Source organism: Streptococcus sp. CL6.35, assembly GCF_049737915.1.
In the GTDB taxonomy this organism is placed as follows: domain Bacteria; phylum Bacillota; class Bacilli; order Lactobacillales; family Streptococcaceae; genus Streptococcus.
Map to the genome: position 1 here is coordinate 39,451 of NZ_JBKOTU010000008.1, position 26,151 is coordinate 65,601.

Annotated in this window: 22 protein-coding genes and 1 pseudogene; 22 read left to right on the forward strand and 1 reads right to left on the reverse strand. The window is 40.2% G+C overall.

Annotation, left to right across the window (positions count from 1 at the left end):
• Window positions 1–42: 42 nt before the first annotated feature.
• The 10 genes from ACLNCP_RS09205 (at window position 43) to purB (ending at window position 9,167) form a co-directional block, all read left to right on the forward strand.
• Complete coding sequence (locus ACLNCP_RS09205; RefSeq protein WP_045610814.1) at window positions 43–507, forward strand: GNAT family N-acetyltransferase; 465 nt, start codon at window positions 43–45, stop codon at window positions 505–507.
• A 1-nt stretch (window position 508) separates the two neighbouring features.
• Complete coding sequence (purH, locus tag ACLNCP_RS09210) at window positions 509–2,056, forward strand: bifunctional phosphoribosylaminoimidazolecarboxamide formyltransferase/IMP cyclohydrolase (protein WP_424844346.1); 1,548 nt, start codon at window positions 509–511, stop codon at window positions 2,054–2,056.
• 121 nt (window positions 2,057–2,177) lie between these two features.
• The gene (purD, locus tag ACLNCP_RS09215; protein ID WP_424844347.1) at window positions 2,178–3,440 is read left to right on the forward strand and encodes a phosphoribosylamine--glycine ligase; all 1,263 of its coding nucleotides are present in this window, start codon (window positions 2,178–2,180) and stop codon (window positions 3,438–3,440) included.
• Between the two features lie 254 nt (window positions 3,441–3,694).
• Complete coding sequence (locus ACLNCP_RS09220) at window positions 3,695–3,811, forward strand: phosphoribosylaminoimidazole carboxylase (protein WP_080890690.1); 117 nt, start codon at window positions 3,695–3,697, stop codon at window positions 3,809–3,811.
• Window positions 3,812–3,840: 29 nt separating this feature from the next.
• Window positions 3,841–4,329: a 5-(carboxyamino)imidazole ribonucleotide mutase gene (gene purE, locus ACLNCP_RS09225; protein WP_424844348.1), complete on the forward strand. Its 489-nt coding sequence runs from the start codon at window positions 3,841–3,843 to the stop codon at window positions 4,327–4,329.
• Window positions 4,316–5,407: a 5-(carboxyamino)imidazole ribonucleotide synthase gene (purK, locus tag ACLNCP_RS09230; protein WP_424844349.1), complete on the forward strand. Its 1,092-nt coding sequence runs from the start codon at window positions 4,316–4,318 to the stop codon at window positions 5,405–5,407. The genes purE and purK overlap by 14 nt, the downstream gene beginning before the upstream one ends.
• Window positions 5,408–5,804: 397 nt before the next feature.
• A complete protein-coding gene (locus ACLNCP_RS09235; protein WP_045610823.1) occupies window positions 5,805–6,842 on the forward strand; it encodes a hypothetical protein in 1,038 nt (345 codons plus the stop codon).
• Entirely contained in the window at window positions 6,835–6,975 is a 141-nt protein-coding gene (locus ACLNCP_RS09240; RefSeq protein WP_186822567.1) for a hypothetical protein, read from the forward strand. The genes ACLNCP_RS09235 and ACLNCP_RS09240 overlap by 8 nt, the downstream gene beginning before the upstream one ends.
• A 76-nt stretch (window positions 6,976–7,051) precedes the next feature.
• Window positions 7,052–7,663, forward strand: a complete 612-nt coding sequence (locus ACLNCP_RS09245; protein WP_045610825.1) for a DUF6037 family protein — start codon at window positions 7,052–7,054, stop codon at window positions 7,661–7,663.
• A gap of 208 nt (window positions 7,664–7,871) precedes the next feature.
• Window positions 7,872–9,167, forward strand: coding sequence for an adenylosuccinate lyase (purB, locus tag ACLNCP_RS09250; protein WP_153199417.1), 1,296 nt, complete (start codon window positions 7,872–7,874; stop codon window positions 9,165–9,167).
• Window positions 9,168–9,380: 213 nt separating this feature from the next.
• Here the strand turns inward: purB and ACLNCP_RS09255 are convergent, their stop codons facing one another.
• Window positions 9,381–10,097, reverse strand: coding sequence for a GntR family transcriptional regulator (locus tag ACLNCP_RS09255; RefSeq protein WP_424844350.1), 717 nt, complete (start codon window positions 10,095–10,097; stop codon window positions 9,381–9,383).
• A 318-nt stretch (window positions 10,098–10,415) separates the two neighbouring features.
• On the opposite strand from ACLNCP_RS09255, the gene ACLNCP_RS09260 reads away from it, so the two are divergent.
• From ACLNCP_RS09260 to ACLNCP_RS09315, 12 genes and pseudogenes are all read left to right on the forward strand, one after another.
• Window positions 10,416–12,203: a glycoside hydrolase family 35 protein gene (locus ACLNCP_RS09260; protein ID WP_424844351.1), complete on the forward strand. Its 1,788-nt coding sequence runs from the start codon at window positions 10,416–10,418 to the stop codon at window positions 12,201–12,203.
• Window positions 12,200–12,676 carry a PTS sugar transporter subunit IIB gene (locus ACLNCP_RS09265; protein WP_000156970.1) on the forward strand — a complete coding sequence of 159 codons (477 nt, stop codon included), beginning with the start codon at window positions 12,200–12,202 and terminating at the stop codon, window positions 12,674–12,676. Before ACLNCP_RS09260 ends, ACLNCP_RS09265 begins: the two co-directional genes overlap by 4 nt.
• A 26-nt stretch (window positions 12,677–12,702) precedes the next feature.
• Complete coding sequence (locus ACLNCP_RS09270; protein ID WP_424844352.1) at window positions 12,703–13,608, forward strand: PTS mannose/fructose/sorbose/N-acetylgalactosamine transporter subunit IIC; 906 nt, start codon at window positions 12,703–12,705, stop codon at window positions 13,606–13,608.
• Complete coding sequence (locus ACLNCP_RS09275; RefSeq protein ID WP_033685252.1) at window positions 13,595–14,416, forward strand: PTS system mannose/fructose/sorbose family transporter subunit IID; 822 nt, start codon at window positions 13,595–13,597, stop codon at window positions 14,414–14,416. The genes ACLNCP_RS09270 and ACLNCP_RS09275 overlap by 14 nt, the downstream gene beginning before the upstream one ends.
• 3 nt (window positions 14,417–14,419) lie before the next feature.
• Window positions 14,420–14,824: a PTS sugar transporter subunit IIA gene (locus tag ACLNCP_RS09280; protein WP_424844353.1), complete on the forward strand. Its 405-nt coding sequence runs from the start codon at window positions 14,420–14,422 to the stop codon at window positions 14,822–14,824.
• A 252-nt stretch (window positions 14,825–15,076) separates the two neighbouring features.
• On the forward strand, window positions 15,077–16,243 hold the full coding sequence (locus tag ACLNCP_RS09285; RefSeq protein ID WP_084887362.1) for an SIS domain-containing protein: 1,167 nt from the start codon (window positions 15,077–15,079) through the stop codon (window positions 16,241–16,243).
• Between the two features lie 221 nt (window positions 16,244–16,464).
• Complete coding sequence (locus ACLNCP_RS09290) at window positions 16,465–17,502, forward strand: aldose epimerase family protein (protein ID WP_424844354.1); 1,038 nt, start codon at window positions 16,465–16,467, stop codon at window positions 17,500–17,502.
• A gap of 136 nt (window positions 17,503–17,638) precedes the next feature.
• Window positions 17,639–18,835 (forward strand): CAP domain-containing protein, encoded by a 1,197-nt coding sequence (locus ACLNCP_RS09295; protein ID WP_049544558.1) that lies wholly within the window; start codon window positions 17,639–17,641, stop codon window positions 18,833–18,835.
• 421 nt (window positions 18,836–19,256) lie between these two features.
• Entirely contained in the window at window positions 19,257–20,171 is a 915-nt protein-coding gene (locus ACLNCP_RS09300) for a glycosyltransferase (protein WP_260467866.1), read from the forward strand.
• Between the two features lie 69 nt (window positions 20,172–20,240).
• The gene (locus ACLNCP_RS09305; protein WP_424844355.1) at window positions 20,241–20,945 is read left to right on the forward strand and encodes a cytidylyltransferase domain-containing protein; all 705 of its coding nucleotides are present in this window, start codon (window positions 20,241–20,243) and stop codon (window positions 20,943–20,945) included.
• Window positions 20,942–22,933: a glycosyltransferase family 52 gene (locus ACLNCP_RS09310; protein ID WP_424844356.1), complete on the forward strand. Its 1,992-nt coding sequence runs from the start codon at window positions 20,942–20,944 to the stop codon at window positions 22,931–22,933. Before ACLNCP_RS09305 ends, ACLNCP_RS09310 begins: the two co-directional genes overlap by 4 nt.
• Before the next feature lie 161 nt (window positions 22,934–23,094).
• A pseudogene (locus tag ACLNCP_RS09315) lies at window positions 23,095–26,049 on the forward strand (LPXTG cell wall anchor domain-containing protein).
• Window positions 26,050–26,151 lie beyond the last annotated feature (102 nt).

Consider the following 26,151-nt stretch of genomic DNA (forward strand, 5'->3'; position numbering starts at 1 on the left):
AGTAAATCAAGTTTTGATTTTGCAATCTTGCTAGGAGCAAAAATGATTGAGATAAAATTAGTAGACGAGAGCAGTTTTCAGGCAGTGCTGGATTTGAAAATATCTGAAGCTGATGAACGAGCACGTTTCGTGTCTCCAAATGTCCGCTCTTTAGCTGACGCATGGCTCTACCGAGAGAATGGGGATGTGTTTCCAATGGCAATCTATTGGAATGAGCTTGTAGTTGGTTTTCTCCTGTTGGAAATAGATAAGGATGAAGCGGAATACTTTATCTGGCGGATAATGATTGGTCAGCAGTACCAAGGAAGAGGTTATGGACGAAAAGCTGTGGAAGTTCTGATCAAAAAGGCTCAGATGGATATCACTTGCAATCATATTATCGCAGATTATGTGGTTGGAAATGAAAAAATGAAGCACCTGTTGACTAGTTTGGGTTTTCAGGAAACAGGATTTATAAAAGAAAATAACGAAGTCGCTATGCGCTTGGACCTAAAGAAAGAGGAATAGAATGACGAAAAAAGCTTTGATCAGCGTATCAGATAAAGCGGGCATTGTTGAATTTGCCCAAGAACTCAAAAAACTTGGTTGGGACATCATCTCAACAGGTGGCACCAAGGTTGCCCTTGACAATGCTGGGGTAGACACTATTGCCATCGATGATGTGACTGGTTTTCCAGAGATGATGGATGGCCGTGTCAAGACCCTTCATCCAAATATCCACGGGGGACTTTTGGCTCGTCGTGACTTGGATAGTCACTTGGAAGCAGCTAAGGAGAACCAGATTGAGCTCATTGATCTTGTTGTGGTAAACCTTTACCCATTTAAGGAAACCATCCTCAAACCAGACGTGACTTACGCTGATGCAGTTGAAAACATTGATATCGGTGGGCCATCTATGCTTCGCTCGGCAGCGAAGAATCATGCCAGCGTAACAGTTGTGGTAGATCCAGCTGACTATGCTGTGGTTTTGGGACAATTGGCAGCTAACGGCGAAACAAGTTACGAAACTCGCCAACGTTTGGCAGCCAAGGTTTTCCGTCACACAGCAGCTTATGACGCCTTGATTGCAGAGTATTTCACAGCTCAAGTCGGAGAAAGTAAGCCTGAAAAGCTCACTTTAACCTATGACCTCAAGCAAGCCATGCGTTACGGTGAAAACCCTCAACAAGATGCAGACTTTTATCAGAAAGCTTTGCCGACAGACTACTCGATTGCTTCAGCCAAACAGCTTAACGGTAAGGAACTGTCATTCAACAATATCCGTGATGCTGACGCTGCCATTCGTATCATCCGTGATTTCAAAGATCGTCCAACCGTTGTGGCTCTCAAACACATGAACCCATGTGGAATCGGTCAGGCTGATGACATTGAGACTGCTTGGGACTATGCTTATGAGTCTGACCCAGTTTCTATCTTTGGTGGTATCGTCGTTCTCAACCGTGAGGTGGATGCTGCGACAGCTGAAAAGATGCATGGTGTTTTCCTTGAAATCATTATTGCACCAAGCTATACGGATGAGGCGCTAGCCATTTTGACCAACAAAAAGAAAAACTTGCGTATCCTTGCCTTGCCATTTGATGCTCAAGAAGCCAGTGAAGTGGAAGCAGAATACACAGGTGTTGTCGGTGGACTTCTGGTGCAAAACCAAGACGTGGTCAAAGAAAGTCCAGCTGACTGGCAAGTGGTGACCAAACGCCAACCAACTGAGACAGAAGCGACAGCTCTTGAGTTCGCTTGGAAAGCCATCAAGTACGTCAAATCAAACGGAATTATCGTGACCAACGACCACATGACACTTGGTGTTGGCCCAGGTCAAACCAACCGTGTGGCCTCCGTTCGTATTGCCATCGACCAATCCAAAGACCGTCTTGACGGCGCTGTGCTTGCTTCTGATGCCTTCTTCCCATTTGCGGATAACGTGGAAGAAATCGCCAAAGCAGGTATCAAGGCCATCATCCAACCAGGTGGGTCCGTCCGTGACCAAGAATCTATCGAAGCTGCGGATAAATATGGCTTGACCATGGTCTTCACAGGCGTGAGACATTTTAGACATTAAGAACGTTAAAGGGAAGAAAACAGTTTCTTTCCTTTTTTGCTTTAAAATGCTTAATAAAACAAGATTAAAACGAACGTTTGTGATATAATGTTATTAAATAATTCGCAAAAGAGGTTGAGAAATGAAGCTGTTAGTTGTCGGTTCAGGTGGTCGTGAACATGCGATTGCTAAGAAGTTGCTTGAGTCAAAAGAGGTAGAAAAGGTTTTTGTTGCTCCTGGGAATGATGGGATGACTCTGGATGGTTTCGAATTGGTAAATACCTCTATTTCCGAACATTCTAAATTGGTTGAGTTTGCAAAAGCCAACGATATTGCTTGGACCTTTATCGGTCCAGATGATGCCCTTGCTGCTGGTATCGTGGATGATTTCCATGCAGCTGGTCTCAAAGCCTTTGGTCCGACAAGATTGGCAGCTGAGCTGGAGTGGTCCAAGGATTTTGCCAAGGAAATCATGGTCAAATACGGCGTTCCGACAGCAGCCTATGGCACATTCTCAGATTTCGAGGCAGCTAAGGTTTATATCGAGGAGAAAGGCGCTCCAATCGTGGTCAAGGCGGATGGTTTGGCTCTTGGGAAAGGTGTTGTCGTTGCTGAGACAGTCGAGCAAGCAGTCGAAGCCGCTCACGAGATGCTTTTAGACAATAAATTTGGTGACTCAGGCGCGCGTGTAGTTATTGAGGAATTCCTTGAAGGAGAGGAATTTTCACTCTTTGCCTTTGTCAATGGCGACAAGTTCTATATCATGCCGACAGCGCAAGACCACAAACGTGCCTATGATGGCGATAAGGGGCCTAACACTGGTGGGATGGGTGCCTATGCGCCAGTTCCACACTTACCACAGAGTGTAGTTGATACATCGGTTGACACCATTGTCAAGCCAGTCCTCGAAGGGATGATCAAAGAAGGTCGTCCGTATCTTGGTGTCCTTTACGCAGGGCTTATTCTGACAGCTGATGGACCTAAGGTCATCGAGTTCAACGCTCGTTTTGGAGATCCTGAAACGCAAATCATCTTGCCTCGTTTAACATCTGACTTTGCACAAAATATTACGGATATCCTCGATGGTAAGGAGCCAAACATCACATGGACGGACAAGGGTGTGACGCTGGGTGTGGTTGTCGCATCCAATGGTTACCCGCTTGACTATGAAAAAGGTGTCAAGTTGCCAGCCAAGACAGAAGGCGACATTATCACCTATTATGCAGGGGCTAAGTTTGCGGAAAATAGCAGAGCACTGCTCTCAAACGGTGGACGTGTCTACATGTTAGTTACCACAGCAGACACCGTCAAAGAAGCCCAAAGTACCATCTACCAAGAACTCGCCCAACAAAAAACAGAAGGCCTCTTCTACCGAACAGATATCGGAAGCAAGGCTATTAAGTAAAGATATAAGAATAACGCGACGAAGTCGCCAAATACGATAATGGTCGCCGTGGTGAAAAGACCAGAACAGTGAATGTTCTGGTCTAGGGAAAATTTGAGACTTAGGCTCAAATTTTAGGAATGAAACCGAAGGTTTGCTTCCATCCCCGCCATCTAAGACCATTATAAAAAAGAAGAATCAAAATTCACAAAATACGTTAATGGTCGTATGGTTTGCGAGCGTTAGCGAGCTAATATAGAAAAATCACCGCTGTTGTGAAAGAACAGTTGGATGATAATCCAATCGTTCAGGGAAATTGGAAGACCTTGGGCTTCCAATTTAGGCATGAGACACCTTTGGTGGCTGCTGCCGTCCCTCACAACCTAAGGTGATTGTAGAAAAAGAGGAAAAAGGAGAAGAAATGAAACCCGTAATTTCCATCATCATGGGCTCAAAATCCGATTGGGCAACCATGCAAAAAACCGCTGAAGTCCTAGACCGCTTCGGTGTAGCCTACGAAAAGAAAGTTGTTTCTGCCCACCGCACACCTGACCTCATGTTCAAGCATGCAGAAGAAGCCCGTAGCCGTGGTATAAAGGTCATTATCGCGGGTGCTGGTGGCGCAGCCCATTTGCCAGGTATGGTTGCTGCCAAAACAACCCTTCCAGTCATTGGGGTGCCCGTCAAATCACGTGCTCTTAGTGGCGTGGACTCGCTCTACTCTATCGTTCAGATGCCGGGTGGTGTACCTGTTGCGACCATGGCTATTGGTGAAGCGGGTGCGGCAAATGCGGCTCTCTTTGCCCTCCGTCTCTTGTCAGTAGAGGATCAGGCTATTGCGACAGCATTGGCAGATTTCGCAGAAGAACAAGGAAAAATCGCAGAGGAGTCGACAAATGAGCTCATCTAAAACAATCGGAATTATCGGTGGCGGTCAGCTGGGTCAGATGATAGCCATTTCTGCTATCTACATGGGGCACAAGGTTATCGCGCTGGATCCTGCGGCTGATTGCCCTGCCTCTCGCGTGGCGGAAATCATCGTGGCTCCTTATAACGATGTGGATGCTTTGCGTCAGTTGGCTGAGCGTTGCGATGTCCTCACCTATGAGTTTGAAAATGTCGATGCCGACGGATTGGATGCGGTTGTCAAGGATGGGCAACTTCCACAAGGGACGGACCTGCTTCGCATTTCTCAAAATCGGATTTTTGAAAAGGACTTCCTCTCAAACAAGGCTCAAGTCACTGTAGCACCTTACAAGGTTGTGACCTCAATCCAAGATTTGGCAGATATTGACCTTTCTAAAAACTATGTCCTCAAGACTGCAACAGGTGGCTACGATGGGCATGGACAAAAGGTCATTCGCTCAGAAGCAGATTTGGCAGAAGCCTATGCGCTAGCTGACTCAGCAGACTGTGTTTTGGAAGAATTTGTCAACTTCGACCTTGAAATTTCTGTCATCGTGTCAGGAAATGGCAAGGATGTGACAGTTTTCCCAGTTCAGGAAAATATCCACCGAAACAACATTCTTTCAAAAACCATTGTGCCAGCCCGTATTTCAGAAAGTCTAGCTGAAAAAGCAAAAGCCATGGCAGTGAAGATTGCTGAACAGCTTAACCTGTCTGGAACTCTCTGTGTAGAAATGTTTGCGACAGCTGATGATATCATTGTCAACGAAATCGCCCCACGTCCACACAACTCTGGGCACTATTCTATTGAAGCCTGTGATTTCTCGCAGTTTGATACCCATATCTTGGGTGTTCTGGGAGCGCCATTGCCAGCTATCAAACTACATGCGCCGGCCGTTATGCTGAATGTTCTCGGCCAACACGTTGAGGCTGCTGAAAAATATGTCACAGAAAATCCAAGCGCTCACCTCCACATGTATGGTAAAATAGAAGCGAAGCACAACCGCAAGATGGGGCATGTGACTTTGTTTAGTGATGTGCCAGATAGTGTGGATGAGTTTGGGGAAGGGATAGATTTTTAATTTATGAATCTTACCTATTGTGTTGAAAAGTGGAGTTTTTAGGAGTATTAATGAATTGAGGTAGAGTACTATGAAATGTGCAAACTGTGGTAATACTGATAGTAATAGATTGTGGGATGAAGGTGATACATTCTACTGCTCAAAGTGTGCGCACCGAACACTTTATGCAACAGGTGAGGATGACTTAGTGGAATGTCCATGTTGTCATAAAATGAGGGATAGAAAAGCATTTTATTGTAGAAACTGTAATGATACTTGGTAGGGAATTATAAGAAATCTCAATTGTTTATTTGCAGGTGTATGACAAACAAGAAAAACACAACCACAAAATGGGTGTGTGAACTTGTTTAGTAATGAGACATACGAGGTTTGGAGGGGATAAGGTAGGAGCTGCAAAATGAGAGAGTTAGCTTTAAAAAACGATAAACTCATTGAGGAAGAGAAAAATAGTAATCAACTTGATATTAGATTTTTTCAAAATAAAAGTAAGATGTTTGAAAAAGTTGGAAATTATTTTACAACGATCATTAACTCCTATAATGAAGTGAAACAGAATATTGATCCTAAAGAAATATATGTTGTTAAATTTACTCAAGAACAGCTAAACAAATTTAATAGTGGAGATATTAATTTTCAAAAAACGGCTGATATGGAGTCTTTATTACCAAATTTTGTATCAAAAGGGACTAATAACGATATTGTTTCATTGGCTAGACTGGAAAAAATTGTATTAGACAATCCTGAAGCTTTACAAAATGTCATGACAAATGTAAATCGGTTGGTTGAAGCTCAAAAAGTAGATGAACTGGAGTTATTGCTGTCAGAAGTAAAACAGATTTCTTTAGATATTAAACAAGGTCAAAAAGATGATAGGCGGTCCAAAATATTGGGTGCAGAAAGTACAATAGAGCAAGCTTTATTAATGAGCGATGAAAATCCTCAAAAAGAGCATCTGTTATTGAATGCGATTAATCAGTTAAACGAAGGGCGAGCATCTATTATAAAAGAATTTGAAGGAGTTGTGGCTAAAAATTTATCCATCCCCCAAAATAATTTTATATTGTTATTAAAATCAGCTTTGGATAACAATTTTAATGAGAGCGTCTCAGATAGCTTTGCAGAATTAAATGACCAATTCTCATATATTGTAAAGGCAAGTGATTTACTAGCTAAAATATACACAGTGACAGGAAACAATGGATTAATTGACACTGTTTATGCACCTATCAAGACCTTAATACACGATAACCATGAGTATGTCTCAAAATTGGTAGAATTGCAGGAAATAAGTATTGAGGAGCAAAGGCGGTTAAAATGGTGTATTGAGCCGATTGATTTTATTGGAAAAATTGGAGCAACTGAATTGTCAGATGATGATATTATTACAATTGAATTTTCAGGTCAGGAATTATTAAAGGGAGTAAAAAATGGATAGAAACCAAGTACATAAGATTGGGAAAATTATAAATAAGCCTGTTAAATTTGTAAAGGAAAATGCAGGGAAAACGGCAACAGTACTTGCTGCAGTTGTTTCAGTAGTTGCATTTATTGACGGCAGAAAAAAATAGAATTACTGTCATATATAGAATTAGATTTGGATAAAAGACTACATTTTAAATTGAAAGGTAGGAGAATAATCTTATCATGTTAGAAAATCTCAAAGACTTAAAAAATGATATGGTGGCAAAGCAATGGACTATCTGTAGTTTTATCTTTATCTATAAAAGAGTAGAGTATATCGTCCTTGTAAAGCGATTTGTTGGTAGGGAGCAAAGGATTGAAAAGTACGCATCAGTGAAGCTACATTTTATAGAAGCTGACAATTTAGTCCATGAGTTACAAGTTGAGGCAAATAGTCAAAGATTGTTCGTAGAAGCTAGAATTTTAAGAGAATTTTTTGGAATTGAGTATGGTGATAATTTAGGTGATATACTAAAGCAATTCACAAATCAATTAGGTAATTCAGTACCAAAAAAAGTTCCTGAACAAAGAACGGATAATGAACAAGCAGCTTTAGTAAGTTCTCTAAGTCAGAGTGACGCAGAGAATCCGAATAAAATTTATTGTTATGGTGTAAAAAGAAATTCAAACGGGGGACAACGAAGTGAGTTTAATTCAGATAAAACCAAATTGTTGCGACCAAATTTGTTTAGATATTTTGAAACTGACACTAGTATCAGTTTCTGCTATAGTGATGATATCAATAAAGAAAATAATGATTCTGAAATTTTAAGAAAATTTGGTGAGATTAAATAGACATAGCTTTGTATTGACTGGTAATTTGTGATAAATATAATAGAAAACAACAATTATATTTTTGAAAATAACTATGATTACCTAATTATTCAACATTTAGAAAGTTATCTTGAGACTTTAGGCTCAAGATTTAGTCATGAGATTTCGAAGGAAGTTGCTGACATTCGTCTCACTTAAGTGAAACATCAAAAGAAAGGAAAATAAAACAATGATCGAACGTTACTCTCGCCCTGAGATGGCGAATATTTGGAGTGAAGAAAATAAATACCGTGCTTGGCTTGAGGTGGAAATCTTGGCTGACGAGGCATGGGCTGAGTTGGGAGAAATCCCTAAGGAAGATGTGGCTTTGATTCGCGAAAAAGCGGACTTTGACATCGACCGTATTTTGGAAATTGAGCAGGAGACTCGCCACGATGTGGTGGCTTTCACGCGTGCGGTTTCTGAAACGCTTGGCGAAGAGCGCAAGTGGGTCCATTACGGCTTGACATCAACTGACGTGGTGGATACGGCCTACGGTTACCTCTACAAGCAGGCCAACGACATTATCCGTCGTGACCTTGAAAATTTCACCAACATCATCGCTGATAAGGCTAAGGAGCACAAGTTCACCATCATGATGGGGCGTACCCACGGTGTGCACGCTGAGCCTACAACTTTTGGTCTTAAATTGGCGACTTGGTACAGCGAAATGAAGCGCAATATCGAGCGTTTCGAGCATGCGGCTGCTGGTGTGGAAGCTGGTAAGATCTCTGGTGCGGTTGGGAACTTTGCCAATATCCCGCCATTCGTTGAGCAATACGTCTGCGACAAATTGGGTATCCGTGCCCAAGAAATCTCTACACAGGTGCTTCCTCGTGACCTTCATGCTGAGTACTTTGCGGTTCTTGCCAGCATCGCGACTTCAATCGAACGTATGGCGACTGAGATTCGTGGTCTACAAAAATCTGAGCAACGCGAAGTGGAAGAGTTCTTTGCTAAAGGGCAAAAAGGGTCTTCAGCAATGCCTCACAAACGTAATCCTATCGGTTCTGAAAACATGACAGGTCTGGCGCGTGTTATTCGTGGACACATGATTACAGCTTATGAAAACGTAGCTCTTTGGCACGAACGTGACATCTCTCACTCATCAGCTGAGCGTATCATCACACCAGATACGACTATTTTGATTGACTACATGCTCAACCGTTTTGGAAATATCGTTAAGAACTTGACGGTCTTCCCAGAAAACATGATTCGCAACATGAACTCGACATTTGGTTTGATTTTCAGCCAACGCGCTATGTTGACCTTGATTGAAAAAGGCATGACCCGTGAGCAAGCCTATGACCTGGTGCAACCAAAAACAGCTTACTCTTGGGACAACCAAGTAGACTTTAAACCACTTCTCGAAGCAGATCCAGAGGTAACTTCTCGCCTCACTCAAGAAGAAATCGACGAAATCTTTAACCCTCTTTATTACACTAAACGAGTGGATGATATCTTTGAACGTCTTGGTTTAGGATAATTAGAATAAAAATCGAATTTCTATTACTCTATTTATAGGAGTAGAAGAACTTCGATTTTTATTTTGTCTTCAAGTACTTTTGATAAAAATTACCTATATTTTAGTAAAATTTAAACAAATTTAGTCTATCTTAATTGACATATAGAAAATACATTTTTAATGTCATATAATAAGCATAGAAAAAGCCCAAGCGCTTAGGCTCAGGCTTTCTTCTTAGTGATCACGGTCACATGAAATGAATTTGATTTTGTAGTAATCTGCTCGTTTATATGTTTCGCTGTATGCGAGAACTTGACCAGTAGACTCTAGTTTAGTAGTCTTGGTTTGTAAAACGGTTGGGAATTGCTCATCGACCCCGAGGACCGAAGCCGCATGTTCTGGAGTTGGAAATGCTATTTCATTGATTTCTTCAAAATGTTCATCATTCATGTGAATGTGGTAATCCAATTTGAAACGGTTATAGATAGAGCTATAATATTCAAGATTTGGATAATTTGCGTTGACGTATTGTTCTGGGATGTAAGATGTATGGTAGATGTACACAACACCACCTGTTTCGCGTATGCGTTCAATCTTGTAGTAGAACTGATCTCCGCGTAGTCCAAGTTTTTCTAAGTAGCCTAGTTTGTTTCCACGCTCAATAGAAAGGACGGTAACTTTATCATCTTTAGTTTCAAAAACTTCTACATCTGAAAACTCTACGAGTTTGTGTTTACGTGCGCGTGAAACGAATGTACCCTTTCCTTGTTGACGGACAATATAGCCATCCTTGGCAAGGTCGTTTAAGGCGCGGACAACTGTGATAGAACTCACGTCATACATTGCAATCAATTCAGCTTCAGTGTAGAATTTATCTCCACTGGCAAATTGACCAGAAATGATTTTGTTCTTTAACTCATCTTTAATATATTGATACTTTGGAATTGCCATATTTTCACCTCGATTTTCCTTCTCAGTTAAAGATTTTACCATAAAACTGGAAAGAATAGTAGCCTTTTGAATAAAAAAATTAGAATAATAGGCTATAAGGTTAATTTACATAGGAATAAATAGAAAAACCTACATTTTTATACATGGTGCTAAAATGTTGTTATGACTATAGATTACAAGATTTTTATAAGTTTTTTGTGTAAAATTTAGTGAAAAATGAAAAAAATTGTGAAAACCTATTGACAAATGTAAGATATTGAGATATATTTACTATATCAACAAATGAAAGCGTAAACTTTATTGTCAGAAGGTAAGAATATGACACGATTTGAGATACGGGATGATTTTTATCTCGATGGAAAATCATTTAAGATTTTATCTGGCGCCATTCATTATTTTAGGGTTCCTCCAGAAGATTGGTATCATTCGCTCTATAACTTGAAGGCTCTTGGTTTTAATACAGTAGAAACTTATGTAGCTTGGAATTTACATGAGCCTCGTGAGGGTGAGTTTCACTTTGGAGGAGCTCTGGATTTGGAGCGATTTCTTCAGACAGCACAAGATTTGGGTCTCTACGCTATCGTTCGTCCCTCTCCCTTCATCTGTGCGGAGTGGGAATTCGGTGGCTTACCAGCTTGGCTTTTAACCAAAGATATGAGGCTTCGTTCCTCAGATCCTGCTTATATTGAAGCTGTCGGTCGCTACTATGACCAGCTCTTGTCACGGTTGGTGCCACATTTGTTGGACAATGGTGGCAATATCCTTATGATGCAGGTTGAAAATGAGTATGGTTCTTATGGCGAAGATAAGGCTTACCTAAGAGCAATTCGACAGTTGATGGAAGAGCGTGGCGTAACCTGTCCTCTCTTTACATCAGATGGTCCATGGAGAGCTACTCTGAAAGCTGGAACCTTAATCGAAGATGACCTCTTTGTAACAGGAAACTTTGGTTCTAAAGCTCCGTACAACTTTTCACAGATGCAGGAATTCTTTGATGAACATGGCAAGAAATGGCCGCTCATGTGTATGGAGTTCTGGGATGGCTGGTTCAATCGTTGGAAAGAACCGATTATCACACGGGATCCCAAAGAATTGGCAGATGCAGTTCGAGAGGTTTTGGAACAAGGTTCCATCAATCTTTACATGTTCCATGGTGGTACAAACTTTGGCTTCATGAATGGTTGCTCGGCTCGAGGAACCTTGGATTTGCCACAAGTTACATCTTATGATTACGATGCCCTTCTGGATGAAGAAGGAAATCCAACTGCCAAATATCTGGCAGTCAAGAAGATGATGGCAACACATTTTCCAGAGTATCCGCAGTTGGAACCACTCTACAAAGAGAGTATGGAGTTGGATGCTATTCCACTAGTTGAAAAAGTTTCCTTGTTTGAAACTTTGGATAGCTTGTCAAGTCCAGTAGAAAGCCTCTATCCTAAAAAGATGGAGGAGTTGGGACAAAGCTATGGCTATCTACTCTATCGAACAGAAACAAACTGGGATGCAGAAGAAGAAAGACTTCGTATCATTGACGGTCGAGATAGAGCTCAGCTTTATGTCGATGGTCAGTGGGTCGAAACCCAATATCAGACAGAAATTGGGGAAGATATTTTTTATCAAGGTAAAAAGAAAGCGCTATCTAGGTTAGATATCTTGGTAGAAAATATGGGACGTGTCAACTATGGACACAAGTTCTTAGCGGATACGCAACGTAAGGGAATTCGGACAGGGGTTTGTAAGGATTTGCACTTCTTACTAAACTGGAAACACTATCCACTCCCACTAGACAATCCTGAGAAAATTGATTTTTCAAAAGGATGGACAGAAGGACAACCAGCCTTTTATGCTTATGATTTTACAATCGAAGCGCCAAAAGATACTTACTTAGACTTGTCTGAGTTTGGTAAGGGAGTTGCCTTTGTCAATGGGCAGAATCTAGGACGTTTTTGGAACGTCGGCCCGACCCTCTCGCTTTATATCCCTCATAGCTACCTCAAGGAAGGTGCAAACCGCATTATTATCTTTGAGACAGAGGGTGAATATAAAGAAGAGATTCATTTAACTCGAAAACCTACACTAAAACATATAAAGGGGGAAAACTTATGACAATTGTAGGATGCCGTATCGATGGACGTTTGATCCACGGACAAGTAGCCAATCTTTGGGCTGGAAAACTAAATGTTTCACGTATTATGGTTGTAGATGACGAAGTTGTCAACAACGACGTTGAAAAGAGTGGTTTGAAACTTGCGACACCACCAGGTGTAAAATTGAGTATTTTGCCAATTGAAAAAGCGGCAGCCAATATTCTTGCTGGTAAATATGATAGCCAACGTCTCTTTATCGTGGCTCGTAAACCAGACCGCTTCCTTGGTTTGGTCGAAGCAGGTGTACCACTTGAAACTCTCAATGTTGGGAATATGTCTCAAACACCAGAAACTCGTGCCATTACACGTTCTATCAACGTAGTGGACAAGGATGTGGAAGATTTCCACAAATTGGCAGAAAAAGGTGTTAAACTTACTGCTCAAATGGTTCCAAATGATCCAATTTCAGACTTTTTGAGCTTATTAAAATAGGAAAAAATTTTTAGGAGGTCATTGTTATGATACAATGGTGGCAAATTTTACTTCTCACTTTGTACTCAGCTTATCAAATCTGTGATGAGTTGACGATCGTTTCATCTGCAGGTTCCCCTGTATTTGCTGGTTTCATTACTGGTTTGATTATGGGAGATGTGACTACTGGTCTGCTTATCGGTGGTAACTTGCAACTGTTCGTTCTTGGGGTTGGTACCTTCGGTGGTGCTTCTCGTATTGACGCAACTTCTGGTGCGGTTCTTGCGACAGCCTTCTCTGTTTCACAAGGAATTGATGCATCACTGGCGATTACAACAATCGCTGTGCCAGTAGCAGCTCTCTTGACTTACTTCGACGTTCTTGGACGTATGACAACTACTTTCTTCGCTCACCGTGTGGATGCTGCAATCGAACGCTTTGACTATAAAGGTATTGAACGCAACTACTTGCTTGGTGCGATTCCTTGGGCTCTATCTCGTGCCCTTCCAGTCTTCTTCGCGCTTGCTTTCGGTGGTGAATTTGTACAACACGTAGTAGATTTCGTTACAAAATACCAATGGGTTGCAGATGGTTTGACACTCGCAGGACGTATGCTTCCAGGTCTTGGATTTGCAATCTTGCTTCGTTACCTTCCAGTTAAACGTAACCTTCACTACCTTGCTATGGGATTTGGTTTGACAGCTATGTTGACTGTTCTTTACTCATATGTAACAGGTCTTGGTGGCGCTGTTGCTGGTATCGTAGGCACTCTACCGAAAGATGTTGCTGAAAAAATTGGTTTCGTGAACAACTTCAAAGGATTGTCTATGATTGGTATTTCTATCGTAGGTATCTTCCTTGCAGTGCTTCACTTCAAAAATAGCCAAAAAGTAGCTGTAGCAGCACCTTCTACACCATCAGAAAGTGGGGAAATCGAAGATGACGAATTCTAATTACAAACTTACAAAAGAAGATTTTAATCAAATCAACAAACGTAGCTTGTTTACTTTCCAATTGGGTTGGAACTATGAACGTATGCAAGCTTCTGGTTACCTTTACATGATCCTGCCTCAGTTGCGTAAAATGTATGGGGATGGCACTCCTGAATTGAAAGAAATGATGAAAGTTCATACTCAATTCTTCAATACTTCACCATTCTTCCACACTATTATCGCTGGTTTTGACCTTGCCATGGAAGAAAAAGATGGTGTAGGTTCAAAAGATGCGGTTAACGGTATCAAGACAGGTTTGATGGGGCCATTTGCTCCTCTTGGAGATACAATCTTTGGTTCGCTTGTACCTGCTATCATGGGGTCAGTCGCAGCAACTATGGCTATCGCTGGCCAACCTTGGGGTATCTTCCTTTGGATCGCAGTTGCAGTTGCTTATGACATCTTCCGTTGGAAACAGTTGGAATTTGCCTACAAAGAAGGGGTTAACCTTATCAACAACATGCAAAGTACATTGACAGCTTTGATTGACGCTGCATCTGTACTGGGTGTCTTCATGATGGGTGCTCTTGTAGCAACAATGATCAACTTTGAAATTTCTTACAAGTTGCCAATCGGTGAAAAGATGATTGATTTCCAAGACATCTTGAACCAAATCTTCCCACGTTTGCTTCCAGCAATCTTTACTGCCTTTATCTTCTGGTTGCTTGGTAAGAAAGGTATGACTTCTACTAAAGCTATCGGTATCATTATCGCTCTTGCAGTAGGTCTTTCTGCCTTTGGTAAATTTGTACTTGGAATGGGCGCATAATTTATGGCTAAATCATTAATTTTGGTGAGTCATGGTCGCTTCTGTGAAGAACTTAAAGGTAGCACAGAAATGATTATGGGTCCACAAGACAATATTTATACAGTAGCTCTTCTTCCAGAAGATGGCCCAGAAGACTTTACTGCTAAATTTGAAGCTGCTATTGAAGGATTGGATGATTTCCTAGTCTTTGCGGACCTTCTCGGTGGTACACCATGTAACGTGGTAAGCCGTTTGATCATGGAAGGTCGCGACATTGAACTCTACGCAGGGATGAATCTTCCAATGGTGATTGAATTTATCAATGCGAGCCTTACAGGCGCAGATGCGGACTATAAGAACCGTGCTGCAGAAAGTATTGTGAAAGTTAATGACCTGTTAGCTGGCTTCGATGATGACGAAGATGAATAATACTCTTCGAAAATCTCTTTAAACCATACTAGTGTCGCCTTGCCGTAGGTATATGTTACTGACTTCGTCAGTTCTATCTACAACCTCAAAGCAGTGCTTTGAGCAACCTGCGGCTAGTTTCCTAGTTTGCTCTTTGATTTTCATTGAGTATACGATGTGACAACGTGAAAATCGTTAGAGCATCTTATATAGAATATACATGGGAATGGGGCTTACTCCCATTCCCATATTTAATAGAAAAAGAGGAACTCAATGTTACATTATACAAAAGAAGACTTGATTGAATTGGGTGCAGAAATCACTACACGTGAAATCTACCAACAGCCTGATGTATGGAAAGAAGCTTTTGAATCTTATCAAGCAAAACGTGAAGAAATTGCAGCCTTCCTACAAGGGATTGCTGATAAACATGACTATATCAAGGTTATCTTGACAGGTGCTGGGACTTCTGCTTATGTGGGAGATACCTTGATACCTTACTTTAAGGAAGTCTATGACGAACGCAAATGGAATTTCAATGCTATTGCGACAACAGATATCGTTGCCAATCCAGAAACTTATTTGAAAAAAGATGTGACAACTGTACTTGTATCCTTTGCTCGTAGTGGGAACTCGCCTGAAAGTGTGGCGACTGTTGATTTGGCCAAGGCCTTGGTGGATGAGCTTTACCAAGTGACGATTACTTGTGCAGCGGACGGTAAGTTGGCTCTTCAAGCCCATGGAGATGACCGCAATCTCTTGCTTTTGCAACCAGCTGCTTCTAATGATGCTGGATTTGCCATGACTTCTAGCTTTACGTCTATGATGTTGACAGCTCTCTTGGTCTTTGATCCTACAGAATTTGCTGTTAAAGCTGAACGTTTTGAAGTTGTATCTAGTCTTGCCCGTAAAATTCTAGACAATGCAGAAGATGTCAAAGAACTTGTTGACCTAGACTTTAACCGTGTCATCTATCTAGGCGCTGGTCCTTTCTTTGGACTTGCTCATGAAGCTCAGCTTAAGATTTTGGAACTGACTGCTGGCCAAGTGGCGACCATGTATGAAAGCCCAGTCGGCTTCCGTCACGGTCCAAAATCTCTTATCAACGAAGATACAGTTGTTTTAGTCTTTGGTACAACGACAGACTACACTCGTAAGTACGACTTGGACTTGGTTCGTGAAGTTGCTGGTGACCAGATTGCTCGCCGTGTTGTGCTTTTGAGTGATCAATCCTTTGGTCTTGAAAATGTCAAAGAAGTGGCCCTTGGTTGTGGCGGTGTCTTGAATGATATTTACCGTGTCTTCCCTTACATCGTTTATGCCCAACTCTTTGCCCTATTGACTTCACTCAAGGTAGAAAATAAACCAGATACACCGTCTCCTACAGGTACAGTAAACCGTGTGGTACAGGGTGTTATCATCCACGAATATCAAAAGTGATACTCTTCGAAAATCAAATTCAAACCACGTCAGCTTCGCCTTGCCGTACTCAAGTACAGCCTGTGGCTAGCTTCCTAGTTTGCTCTTTGATTTTCATTGAGTATAAGACAGTGTTTATGAATTCTTGACAAGAGGATTTGTATATCATCAGGCAAACCATAGATTGTCAAGGCGCTTTCTATGGTTTGTTTGCTTGAGAGAAATAGTAAAAGGAGAACAGAATGAAAGCATACACAGAGCGTGTGTTTGGAAATGTTAAGGGACAAGATATTTTGGCCTATCGATTTGAAACTGACAGTGGCTACCAACTTGAGGTTATGACTTATGGTGCGACTATCTTGCGCTATGTCACACCTGACAAGGATGGAAATTTTGTCAATGTTATTTTGGGCTTTGATGACTTTGATAGCTATGTAGGCAATAGTCCTAATCATGGAGCTAGCGTAGGTCCTGTTGCAGGTCGTATTGCTGGTGCGACATTTGAGCTTAATGGCAAGACCTATGACCTTGAAGTCAACAATGCTAGCAACTGTAACCACAGTGGTTCAACAGGTTGGGATTCGAGCTTGTTTGAACTAGTTGAGGTGAGCGATCATGGCTTGACCCTCTACACAGAGCGTACAGATGAGACAGGAGGATTTCCTGGAAATCTCAAGATTTGGATCAGTTACCACTTAGAAGAAACTGGTGCCTATGAAATCAGCTACAAGGTAACGACCGATCAGGATACGCTGGTCAATCCAACTAATCACAGCTACTTCAACTTGTCTGGTGATTTCACGCAGACGATTGACCGTCATGTCTTCCAACTAAACACAGAGGGCATTTATCCAATCGCTCCCGACGGTGTTCCTGTCAAAACTCCAGATGCTACTCGTGATGTGGTTAAACACATCTACAATGGAGCTTTGTTGAAGGATATCTTTGCAGAAGAAGATGAGCAAATCCAGCTGGTGTCTGGTTTGGACCACCCATTTGCCCTTCCTGCAGGTCATGACAATGCTGGTTTTCTTTATGACCAAAATTCAGGTCGCTTCCTGCTTTTCAAGACAGAAGCTCCTTGCTTTGTAGTCTACACAGCAAACTTTGTGGATGAGAGTGTCATCATAGGAGGTCAGCCAATGGTACAGCACAATGGGATTGCCCTTGAAGCGCAAGCTTTACCAGATGCCATTCACAGTGACCTCAAAGACCAAGTCATTCTCAAAGCCGGTCAAACCTTTACAAGCAAGACACGTTATGAGCTTGTTGTGAAATAAAAGGATGGGAATTTCTACTTTTCGGATCAATAGCATTTGTCTTATAACATTAGTAGAAATGGGCAAAGAGTAGGAAAATATGATATAATTTAATATTGAAAATACCTGTCCTATCTATAGGATAAAAGGAGAAAAAATGAAGAAAATTGTATTTGCTAGCGCCTTGGCTTTGACTTTAGCTGGAGCAGTTTTGACAAATGATGTTTTTGCCAATGACAGATTGGTGGCAACACAATCTGCAGATGGTAGAAATGAAAATGTCTTGAGCTCAGAAGTGCTAAATCCCTCTAGTGGCAATGTTTTGGTTGGGATTAAGGGAGAATTTTTAACCCCAAATAAACAAACTATTTTGGATGCGATTAATAAGATTCGTAAGGAAGCAGCTGATGAAGGTTTGGTAGATAAGTATGTTCCTATCAAATGGTCTACTGATCTTGAGAAAACTGCTTTTGTACGAGCTACTGAGGTGTCAGTAACTCTGAAACCTGAGCGTCTTTCTACGAAAGAAATCTGGACTGCTTTTCCATCTAGTAATAGTATAAGAGGAGAAGCTTTAGATGTGAACTATGAAGGTTTTCTAAAAGCAATTGAAAATTGGCATGCTGAGAAGGCAAATTATGTAGCGAAAAAGAAGGGTGGAACATCTAAAGAATTTACAGGTTATTATGAGGCTTTGATCAATTCTAAATTTACCTATGTGGGGCTCGCTGCTTTTAAAAATGCAGCTAGTTCTCAGAAAGTAGCAACGATTTCTCTAGCTTTAGGTGATGATGCTTCTTCAGAGGAATTGGCTGGTGGATATGGTCCTGCTATTCAGTATACAGAAGTGACCTCCTCAAACCTTTCAACAGTTAAAAGTAAAGCAGTCGTTGTAGAAAAAGCGCTGAAAGAATTTAGAACTTCTAGTTCAGACCAATCTGGTTGGGTGCAATCTAATGGAAAATGGTATTTCTATGAGTCTGGTGATCTGAAGACAGGCTGGGTGAAAACGGATGGTAAATGGTACTACTTGGATGACCTAGGTGTCATGCAAACTGGATTTGTAAAAGTAGATGGTAGCTGGTATTACTTGAGTAGCTCAGGTGCTATGTTTACAGGCTGGGGTACAGACGGAAATAGATGGTTCTACTTTGATGGCTCAGGAGCTATGAAGACAGGCTGGTACAAGGAAAATGGTACTTGGTATTATCTTGACGAAGCAGGTATCATGAAGACAGGTTGGTTTAAAGTTGGACCGCACTGGTACTATGCCTACGATTCTGGAGCTTTGGCTGTGAGCACAACAACACCAGACGGTTATAAAGTAAATGGAAATGGTGAATGGGTAAACTAGGCAACTAGTGAACAAATAGTCTGTTTCAATAGCTTTTTATAACGAAGTTGTAAAATTATATAACCTTAAAATGGGGAAGGCTAGTTTGCCTTCTCTATTTTCTTGAAAGTTGTAAACAAAAAATCTTCAATGCCTACCTACGTAGCACAGATGATTTCAGAGAATCGATTTATAAACAATAAGAAAACTCCCCCAAGCTATCCTGTCTAATCCAGTCTATCTTGCAGATGGTCAGTCTTTGTGATAGAATAGCATAAAGTCCTTTTGAGGGGGAACTTGCTAGGAAATCCCCAAGCATTGTAACGGATGAACCACCCTCGCCTTTTTGTGAGGGTGGTTTTTCCTTTATAAGCAGAAAATAAGAGGGAAAGAGTCTACATCATGTCGAGAATTGTCACCATTCATCCAGCCAAGGAAATCCATGAGAGTACCCAAGTTTATCGATCCCTTCAAAGACCCCTCTCCTGTAACCATCTTTTATCCAGAGTATATCTACCGCATAGGAGGAGAAATCCGTTCTGAAGAGGACTTGTTGGTTAAGTTCCTATTCAGATGTGCAAAACAGACAGATCTCTTTATCCGTGACCAACAAATCGTTCCCAAACCCAGCCTCTGGCGTTACATGGAAAACACGGACAAAAATTACTATGAAGTCGTCCATGAAAATGTCATGCGAGACTTACGCCTCGCCAATCTGCGCAAGGCAAACAAATATCTAGTCGCCAGTGAAGTGTTGACTGATACTTTGGCGAAACAAGGGTATGACACCAAGTTTTTACCACCAATGTTTACAGAAAAATTAGGTCAGCTAAGAAAAATTGGACCTGTTTTGGACTATTGCCTAGTGGATCATATGGGAGAAGGAAAGAACGTTGAACTTGTCATTGAAGCCTTTATCGAACTCTACAAACGTGGCTCTAAGGCCCAGATTACCTTTTATGGCGGCTCAGAGGAACGTCTAGCAGAATTACAGAATCAATATGATATTCCGCCAACCATTCATTTCAAAGGATTGGTAGAGGAGGTTCCTTATCATCTCCACCAGTGCTACCTGTCAGCTAGTTATACAGAGTTATTTGCCAATGCCTGTGTTGAAGCCTTGAGTCAAGGTTTGTTAGCCTTATTATCAGATGTGGAGATAGCCCATCGTTTCTATGCTAGCCAGTCCAATGCCATCCGCCTCTTCCAGAATAAGGGACAATTGATCCAAATGATAGAAGAGATGGAAGAGCTTGATTTTTATCTATCGAATGAAAAAAATCTAGCCTTAGCCTCTCGCTATTCTCTGGAAAAAGTAGCTCAAATATATAGAGAACTATTAGATAGGAACTTCTAGGATGTTGTAAGTTGATCAATCTAGCTTTTCTTACTAGTCCAATACAATAGAAAACTAAAGGAAGACTATATGAAAGCAAAATCTAAACCCATAGCCGTCATTTTGATTCGTTCGGGTTCACGCGGCTTAGTGGATAAAAATATCAAACCTCTTGCAGGTAAACCCTTGGTTTTCTATACCATAGAAGTCGCTCTAGCCTCCAAGCTATTTAGTGACATCTGGGTCTCCTCAGACTCACTCGCCTATCTAGAACTCTGTCGTCAAGCTTATCCAGAGATTTGTTATGTCCATAGACCAAAAGAATTGGCCCTATCAACAACCTCTAGCTTAGAGACCTTACGAGACTTTTTACAGCCCTTTGAGGAAGGTCAGGTCTTTGTGAATCTACAGGTGACCTCACCCTTGAGAGAGGTGGAGCACCTTATTGAATCCTACCAGCTCTACTGTCAGTCTGGAGCTGACCATTTGATTTCCTGTGTCAAGGCGGATAAGAGTCGTAGTCTTTTCTTGCAACTCGGGGACTCACCTTTTATCCGTCCGCCACAGGTTTCCAAACACTATGCTCGACAGAAAGAGCCTGTCTATTACTATCCAAACGGTAGTATCTGGATTTCTCGCAAGAACCTTTACCTACGAGATGAGACCTTTTACACAGATAAGACAGTGGCCTATGAAATGCCCAAACTCTATTCTTATGATATCGACGATGCTTTGGACTTTGAAGTCGTTGAGACCTTGCTGCAACATCACCACCTAGGAGAATCAAAGAGATGAAACACCTCATCATTGCCACAACGCCCTTGCAGGCCAAGATTGCCCAGCATATCAAGGGGCTCTATCCTAATCAGGACTTTGTCAGCCTTTATGTCAGTCCTGTCAAAAATGCCCGTCAGGAGCATTATGCAAAGGATTTTGACCATGTTCATTATCCTCAGACGACAGAGGACTTGGCTCAGATTTGTCAGGAGCTTGCCGGCGACTATGACACCATCTTTTATGCTAGCTTTGACAATAGCTTGATTCTGGACTTGGTTGCTAGTTCAAATTACCAGCACCTCATGAGTTTCGATGATGGCTATGCAGATATTTACCCTTTGGGAATGTATGCCCTCCCTCTTCAACCCAGTCAGGTGGGGCCTTTGGGCTTGACTAGAGATGATTTGATTGAGCGGACAGAAAAGCACTATACCCTCTATCGCAGTGACTACCATGTCGTGGCTAGAGAAAAGCTAGTTTATCTGGAGCATTTTTTTGACCTGCCCCAAGCACCCGTCTTAAATGGTAAGACGGTCAAGGTCCTGTTGGGGCAAAAGTTCTCTGAAGAGGATGATCAGATCTCCATCCGCTTTATTAGTACCTATGCCAAGGCCTTAGCCATTGACCTCTATCTGCCTCATCCCAAGGAAACCTTCACTATTCCAAACGTGACTTACTTGGAGACGGAGCTGATCTTTGAAGATGTCCTAGCCCAACTCTTTCAAGAATACGAGTTCGTCCAGGTCTATCATTTTACTTCATCAGTCAGCCTCCACTTACAAGACCTGCCCCATGTGACCATCACAGGTATTTCCCTCCCCTACTATGAGGACCGTCAAAAAGAATTGCGACGCTTAGGTTGTCAGTTTGAAAGGGATGAATTAGTGAGTGTAAGCCATTATCAATCAGATATTGGTCATGATGAATTAAGTATTCGTCCTTCCGATATCATTGATAGGTATCCTAATGGAAAAATGACTGTTATTAATGGATTTGTGGCTAGTATTGAATTAGAAGAAGAAACTCTATATTTTACTTCCGGATTATATTTAAAGAAAAATAAAAAAGAAGAACTGGAATGGTTAAATCGAGATGGTTCGACAGCGATGCGGGCACGGTACTATAAGCCAAGAGAAGAACCAAGTCCCATTTATATGATGGAGGACAATTATTTATATTATAAAGATGGAGAATGGTTAACCTACGAAGACTTATTGATTCAGGTATTAATCAGTCTTACAGATAAGAAAGACATCTTAATTCGAGATCAACATAACGTGGTGACTCCCAAATTATGGCGCTTTGTAGAAAATACAAACCGTCTCTATTGGGAATATATCCATGACAATGTATTGCTAAATCCAGCTCATAATCTAAGAAGAAAAACTAGATATTTAGTAGCTTCAGAAGTATTAACATCAATCTTGCAAGATTTAGGGTATCACGCACAATTTATGCCACCGATTTTTGCACCTCAAGTTTCCTCAGCAGTATTACAAAGAAGAAAGCCTAGTTCCTATTGTTATGTAGGGAATATGAGTAAGGTAAAAAGGGTAGAATGGATTATAGAAGCCTTTAGGAAGTTAGAACAAGAAGGCCTACCTGTAGAAGTATTCTTATATGGTGGAGATATTGAAAAATTGAAGAAAGAGTATCCGACTTTGCCATCTACCATTCATGTTGTTGGATATGTAGATGAGGTACCTTATTGGGAACATGATGGCTATATTTCAACTTCCCAAAAGGAATTATTTGCCAATGCCTGTGTTGAAGCTATGAGTTTTGGATTGATTCCCTTGCTTTCTAATGTTGAAATTGCTCATCAATATTATGCATCTAAGAACTCAGATATTTGCTTATATGATACACCAGAGGAGTTAGCGCATCTTATCAAGTGTTTATATGAGACTGATAAAGAAATCGAGCTAGAAAATACAAGTAAGTTTGTGAATCGATATTCAAAAGAACAAGTTTCTAAGAGATATTTATCACTCATGAACGCCTAAAAATGAAATAGATAATGAGATTTTATTGGATATCTTATTATCTATTTTTTTTAATTTCCTTTATGTATAATTGTTTGATAAAGGAAACTGAGAGTGATATACTAGTATAGTTAGTATAATTTTTTATAATGAGTAGAAAGAAATAAAAGGGAAAAGACCTTATGAAAAAAGATACAATTCAAAAATATTCATTACGTAAATATAAAGGAATTGGTGCAGCGTCTGTTTTATTAGGGATGATGGTTGTTGGAGCTAGTCCGGTATTGGCTGAAGAAACTACAAATACAGCTAATGAAACTACAGTAACACCTGCAAAAGATAATGTGGAAATGGAAACGTTGAGTAATGGTACTGGTAGCTATACAATGCCAAAAATGCATGTGTTTGATGGTTTGAATTATCATGCAACGGGGACAGAAGATGGATATGAAAGAAATCATCGCGAGAATGAAGGTAGAGCCAAATATAATTTAGACAGAGTTGAAAAGGAAACTATAAAAAAACAAGGAGAAGATAACTTTAAGGATTCAAAAATTTCTTATGTCACAAAAGAAGGCGAAGTGCTGAAAGAAGAATCTGATGTAGAAATTCCTGTTGGTGATAAACACCTTTCTAGTACTACTATGGATTATAAAATTCGTGGACTTTTTGGCAAACGTTATGAAGGAAAAATTACTAGTTTAAATGAAGAAGTATTAAACAAGCTAAAAAAAGAAGATGAAATTATAGAAAAAGATGGAAATAAATATCATAAAATTGATACAAAATTAGAAAAACATGAAGGTACTTCAAAAGAAACTACATTTAATGATATAACTGTTCATGCAAATCCTGGAAATTTGCATAATGAAGATGGAAGTATTCGCTATAATAATATTAAAGAAGGTAGTCGAGTTTGGTTAGTTTCTGAAACTGATGAAGGAAAATATGGGAAGTATGTTTTAGCCACAAAACCAACTACAGCCAATGATTCTTGGGCTGTTGAAACATTTAAACAAGGTGAAAATGATGCTAAAGATTTTACAAAAGAAAATATAACAACTGATGGTGGAATTAAGGAAGGAGATACTATATTAGTTGTTGAAAAAAATGAGGTAGCATTAAAAGAATCTGTTTCTACAGCAACGGAACAAGAAGCGTATACGGCGGGTGCATTTTTTAATGAGAAAGCATTAGAGGAAGGCTTAAATAATCTTTTAGATGAGAGATTAAGAGATTTAAAAGACGAAGATGTCACTAACTCTGAAAAAGAAAAGACATGGGAAGAAATCTATAAGGTTACATTAACAAATAAAAATGCAGTAGATAATAAGAATCGTCCTACTTATTCTGTACATCAGGAGTTTAATGGTTATATAAGAGAAAACGGAAAGTTTGTAAAATATAACGATGTGACAGAATATATAACTAAGCTAAAAGAAATGTTTGGCGAAAAAGAAATTACAGTAGGATGGAAAAATTCTTGAGATAAAGTAGAACCAAAATTTGTTGGAAATATTGAAGAGTTTAAAGACACTGCTAACTACGAGAGTGAAAAAGCAAATGTCACGAAGTTTAAAGAGGCTCATAAAGCAATTCAGTATGTCGACCAAGTTCCAACAAATGCCAATTTTGTAAAAAATGTGTTTGAAGTAAATGTGGATTTTAAACTAGGAGATAAGAGTACAGATTATTATTATCCTAGTGAAGATGATGATTCTAATCAACCAAAGAAAACTTATTTAGCTTATAGATTTGGCTATTTTGGTGCGAAATATTATAGTGAAGATACTAGATACCAATATGGATTAGGCCAATTATATAAAGAATATGAAAAAGATGGAGTTCGATATAGAATTGCCGCACCTACGAAATATGAACAACATGCGTCAATATCTGAGCCTATTTATAGTGAAATTCATTATTACGACTTATACCAACCAACCCGTGCTTACCATATTAGTGATCAACTAACTAATGTTAAAAACATCTACGCTAAGGAAGAAACAGAAACTACTGAGAGTAAAGGTAGTGTCATTGTTAAGTATGAATTAGCGGATGGAACTTCTATTAAAGAAAGTACAGATGTTGTTAAAGATGCAGTGATATCTTCTACAGAAACTAAATATTACTTAAATAAGGATAATCAAAAAGTAGTAGTAGGAACACCAACGACAACAAACAAAGAGGTTTCATATGATGCTACAACGGTAAAATTACAAGAAATAACCAAAGATGGTAAAAAATATAAACTAGTAGGACTGAAAACAGGCTCTCTCACAGAAACAGGGAAAGTTGTTTCAGGAACTACTGAAATTACCTATGTCTATAAACTAGCAACTGCTGGAAATATCTTCGAAAAATACATGATTGAAGGAACGAATACCGAAATAGCGATGGAGAAACAGTTAACGAAAGAAGCATCCATTGGAGATTCTTACACTTCAATTCCTCCAGAAGCATATACGGTCATCAAAAAGGACGGAAAAAGCTATATTTACAAAGGACATCGTGCTACTTCAGCGCCTGAAATAGGTACAGTTGATGAAAATGAAAAAACAGTTATTTATGACTTTGTAGAATTCTTTAGTGAAAAAGGTGAACCAGAAGTACAGCCGGAATTACCAGAAGGAGTTGTAAGCGAGAAGGGAGAACCAGCGATTCGTCCTGTAGCTCCATTATTGATTACTCGTCATATTATTATTGAATCGAATGAAGAACTCGTTCCAATTCAAATTGGTAAATTGGCTCCTAAATCTGATATCATATCGAAAAATGGTAAGAAATATAGATATACAATGACCCATGAAAAAGATGGCATTGTTACCCATTTATATACTGAGTTAATAGGCGATGACGTAGCGAAACCACAGGATCAAGAATACCTTCAGTCAAATTCTGTTAAGATTGATGAACCTACAAAACAAGAAGGTTCTTATCAAGATGAAGCGATTACCCAAGAAGAGGACAAGTCATCTCAGGGGCAACACTCAGAATCTGGGGAAGAGTTACCTCAAACAGGGCAAGCTGAACTTCCAAACACTGGTACAGCAGATAATGCTAGCCTAGCAGCACTTGGACTTCTTGGAGTCTTGAGTGGATTTGGACTTGTTGCTCGTAAGAAAAAAGAAGACTAATTCTAATTAGATTTTCTGACAAGAATAAGGAGTAGGATATCATATCCGCTCCTTTTCTTTTTGGGTTGAGATAAGAGTCATCATAGCATTGGTTAAAAATTT

Excerpts from the sequence above, each read along its gene's own strand:
- ACLNCP_RS09275 (WP_033685252.1), top strand. The coding sequence starts at position 13,595 with ATGACGAATTCTAATTACAAACTTACAAAAGAAGATTTTAATCAAATC.
- ACLNCP_RS09290 (WP_424844354.1), top strand. The coding sequence starts at position 16,465 with ATGAAAGCATACACAGAGCGTGTGTTTGGAAATGTTAAGGGACAAGAT.
- ACLNCP_RS09310 (WP_424844356.1), top strand. The coding sequence starts at position 20,942 with ATGAAACACCTCATCATTGCCACAACGCCCTTGCAGGCCAAGATTGCC.
- purE (WP_424844348.1), top strand. The coding sequence starts at position 3,841 with ATGAAACCCGTAATTTCCATCATCATGGGCTCAAAATCCGATTGGGCA.
- ACLNCP_RS09260 (WP_424844351.1), top strand. The coding sequence starts at position 10,416 with ATGACACGATTTGAGATACGGGATGATTTTTATCTCGATGGAAAATCA.
- ACLNCP_RS09305 (WP_424844355.1), top strand. The coding sequence starts at position 20,241 with ATGAAAGCAAAATCTAAACCCATAGCCGTCATTTTGATTCGTTCGGGT.
- purD (WP_424844347.1), top strand. The coding sequence starts at position 2,178 with ATGAAGCTGTTAGTTGTCGGTTCAGGTGGTCGTGAACATGCGATTGCT.
- ACLNCP_RS09295 (WP_049544558.1), top strand. The coding sequence starts at position 17,639 with ATGAAGAAAATTGTATTTGCTAGCGCCTTGGCTTTGACTTTAGCTGGA.
- ACLNCP_RS09280 (WP_424844353.1), top strand. The coding sequence starts at position 14,420 with ATGGCTAAATCATTAATTTTGGTGAGTCATGGTCGCTTCTGTGAAGAA.
- ACLNCP_RS09255 (WP_424844350.1), bottom strand. The coding sequence starts at position 10,097 with ATGGCAATTCCAAAGTATCAATATATTAAAGATGAGTTAAAGAACAAA.
- purB (WP_153199417.1), top strand. The coding sequence starts at position 7,872 with ATGATCGAACGTTACTCTCGCCCTGAGATGGCGAATATTTGGAGTGAA.
- ACLNCP_RS09245 (WP_045610825.1), top strand. The coding sequence starts at position 7,052 with ATGTTAGAAAATCTCAAAGACTTAAAAAATGATATGGTGGCAAAGCAA.
- purK (WP_424844349.1), top strand. The coding sequence starts at position 4,316 with ATGAGCTCATCTAAAACAATCGGAATTATCGGTGGCGGTCAGCTGGGT.
- ACLNCP_RS09270 (WP_424844352.1), top strand. The coding sequence starts at position 12,703 with ATGATACAATGGTGGCAAATTTTACTTCTCACTTTGTACTCAGCTTAT.
- ACLNCP_RS09240 (WP_186822567.1), top strand. The coding sequence starts at position 6,835 with ATGGATAGAAACCAAGTACATAAGATTGGGAAAATTATAAATAAGCCT.
- ACLNCP_RS09205 (WP_045610814.1), top strand. The coding sequence starts at position 43 with ATGATTGAGATAAAATTAGTAGACGAGAGCAGTTTTCAGGCAGTGCTG.
- ACLNCP_RS09235 (WP_045610823.1), top strand. The coding sequence starts at position 5,805 with ATGAGAGAGTTAGCTTTAAAAAACGATAAACTCATTGAGGAAGAGAAA.
- ACLNCP_RS09300 (WP_260467866.1), top strand. The coding sequence starts at position 19,257 with ATGAGAGTACCCAAGTTTATCGATCCCTTCAAAGACCCCTCTCCTGTA.
- ACLNCP_RS09285 (WP_084887362.1), top strand. The coding sequence starts at position 15,077 with ATGTTACATTATACAAAAGAAGACTTGATTGAATTGGGTGCAGAAATC.
- purH (WP_424844346.1), top strand. The coding sequence starts at position 509 with ATGACGAAAAAAGCTTTGATCAGCGTATCAGATAAAGCGGGCATTGTT.
- ACLNCP_RS09265 (WP_000156970.1), top strand. The coding sequence starts at position 12,200 with ATGACAATTGTAGGATGCCGTATCGATGGACGTTTGATCCACGGACAA.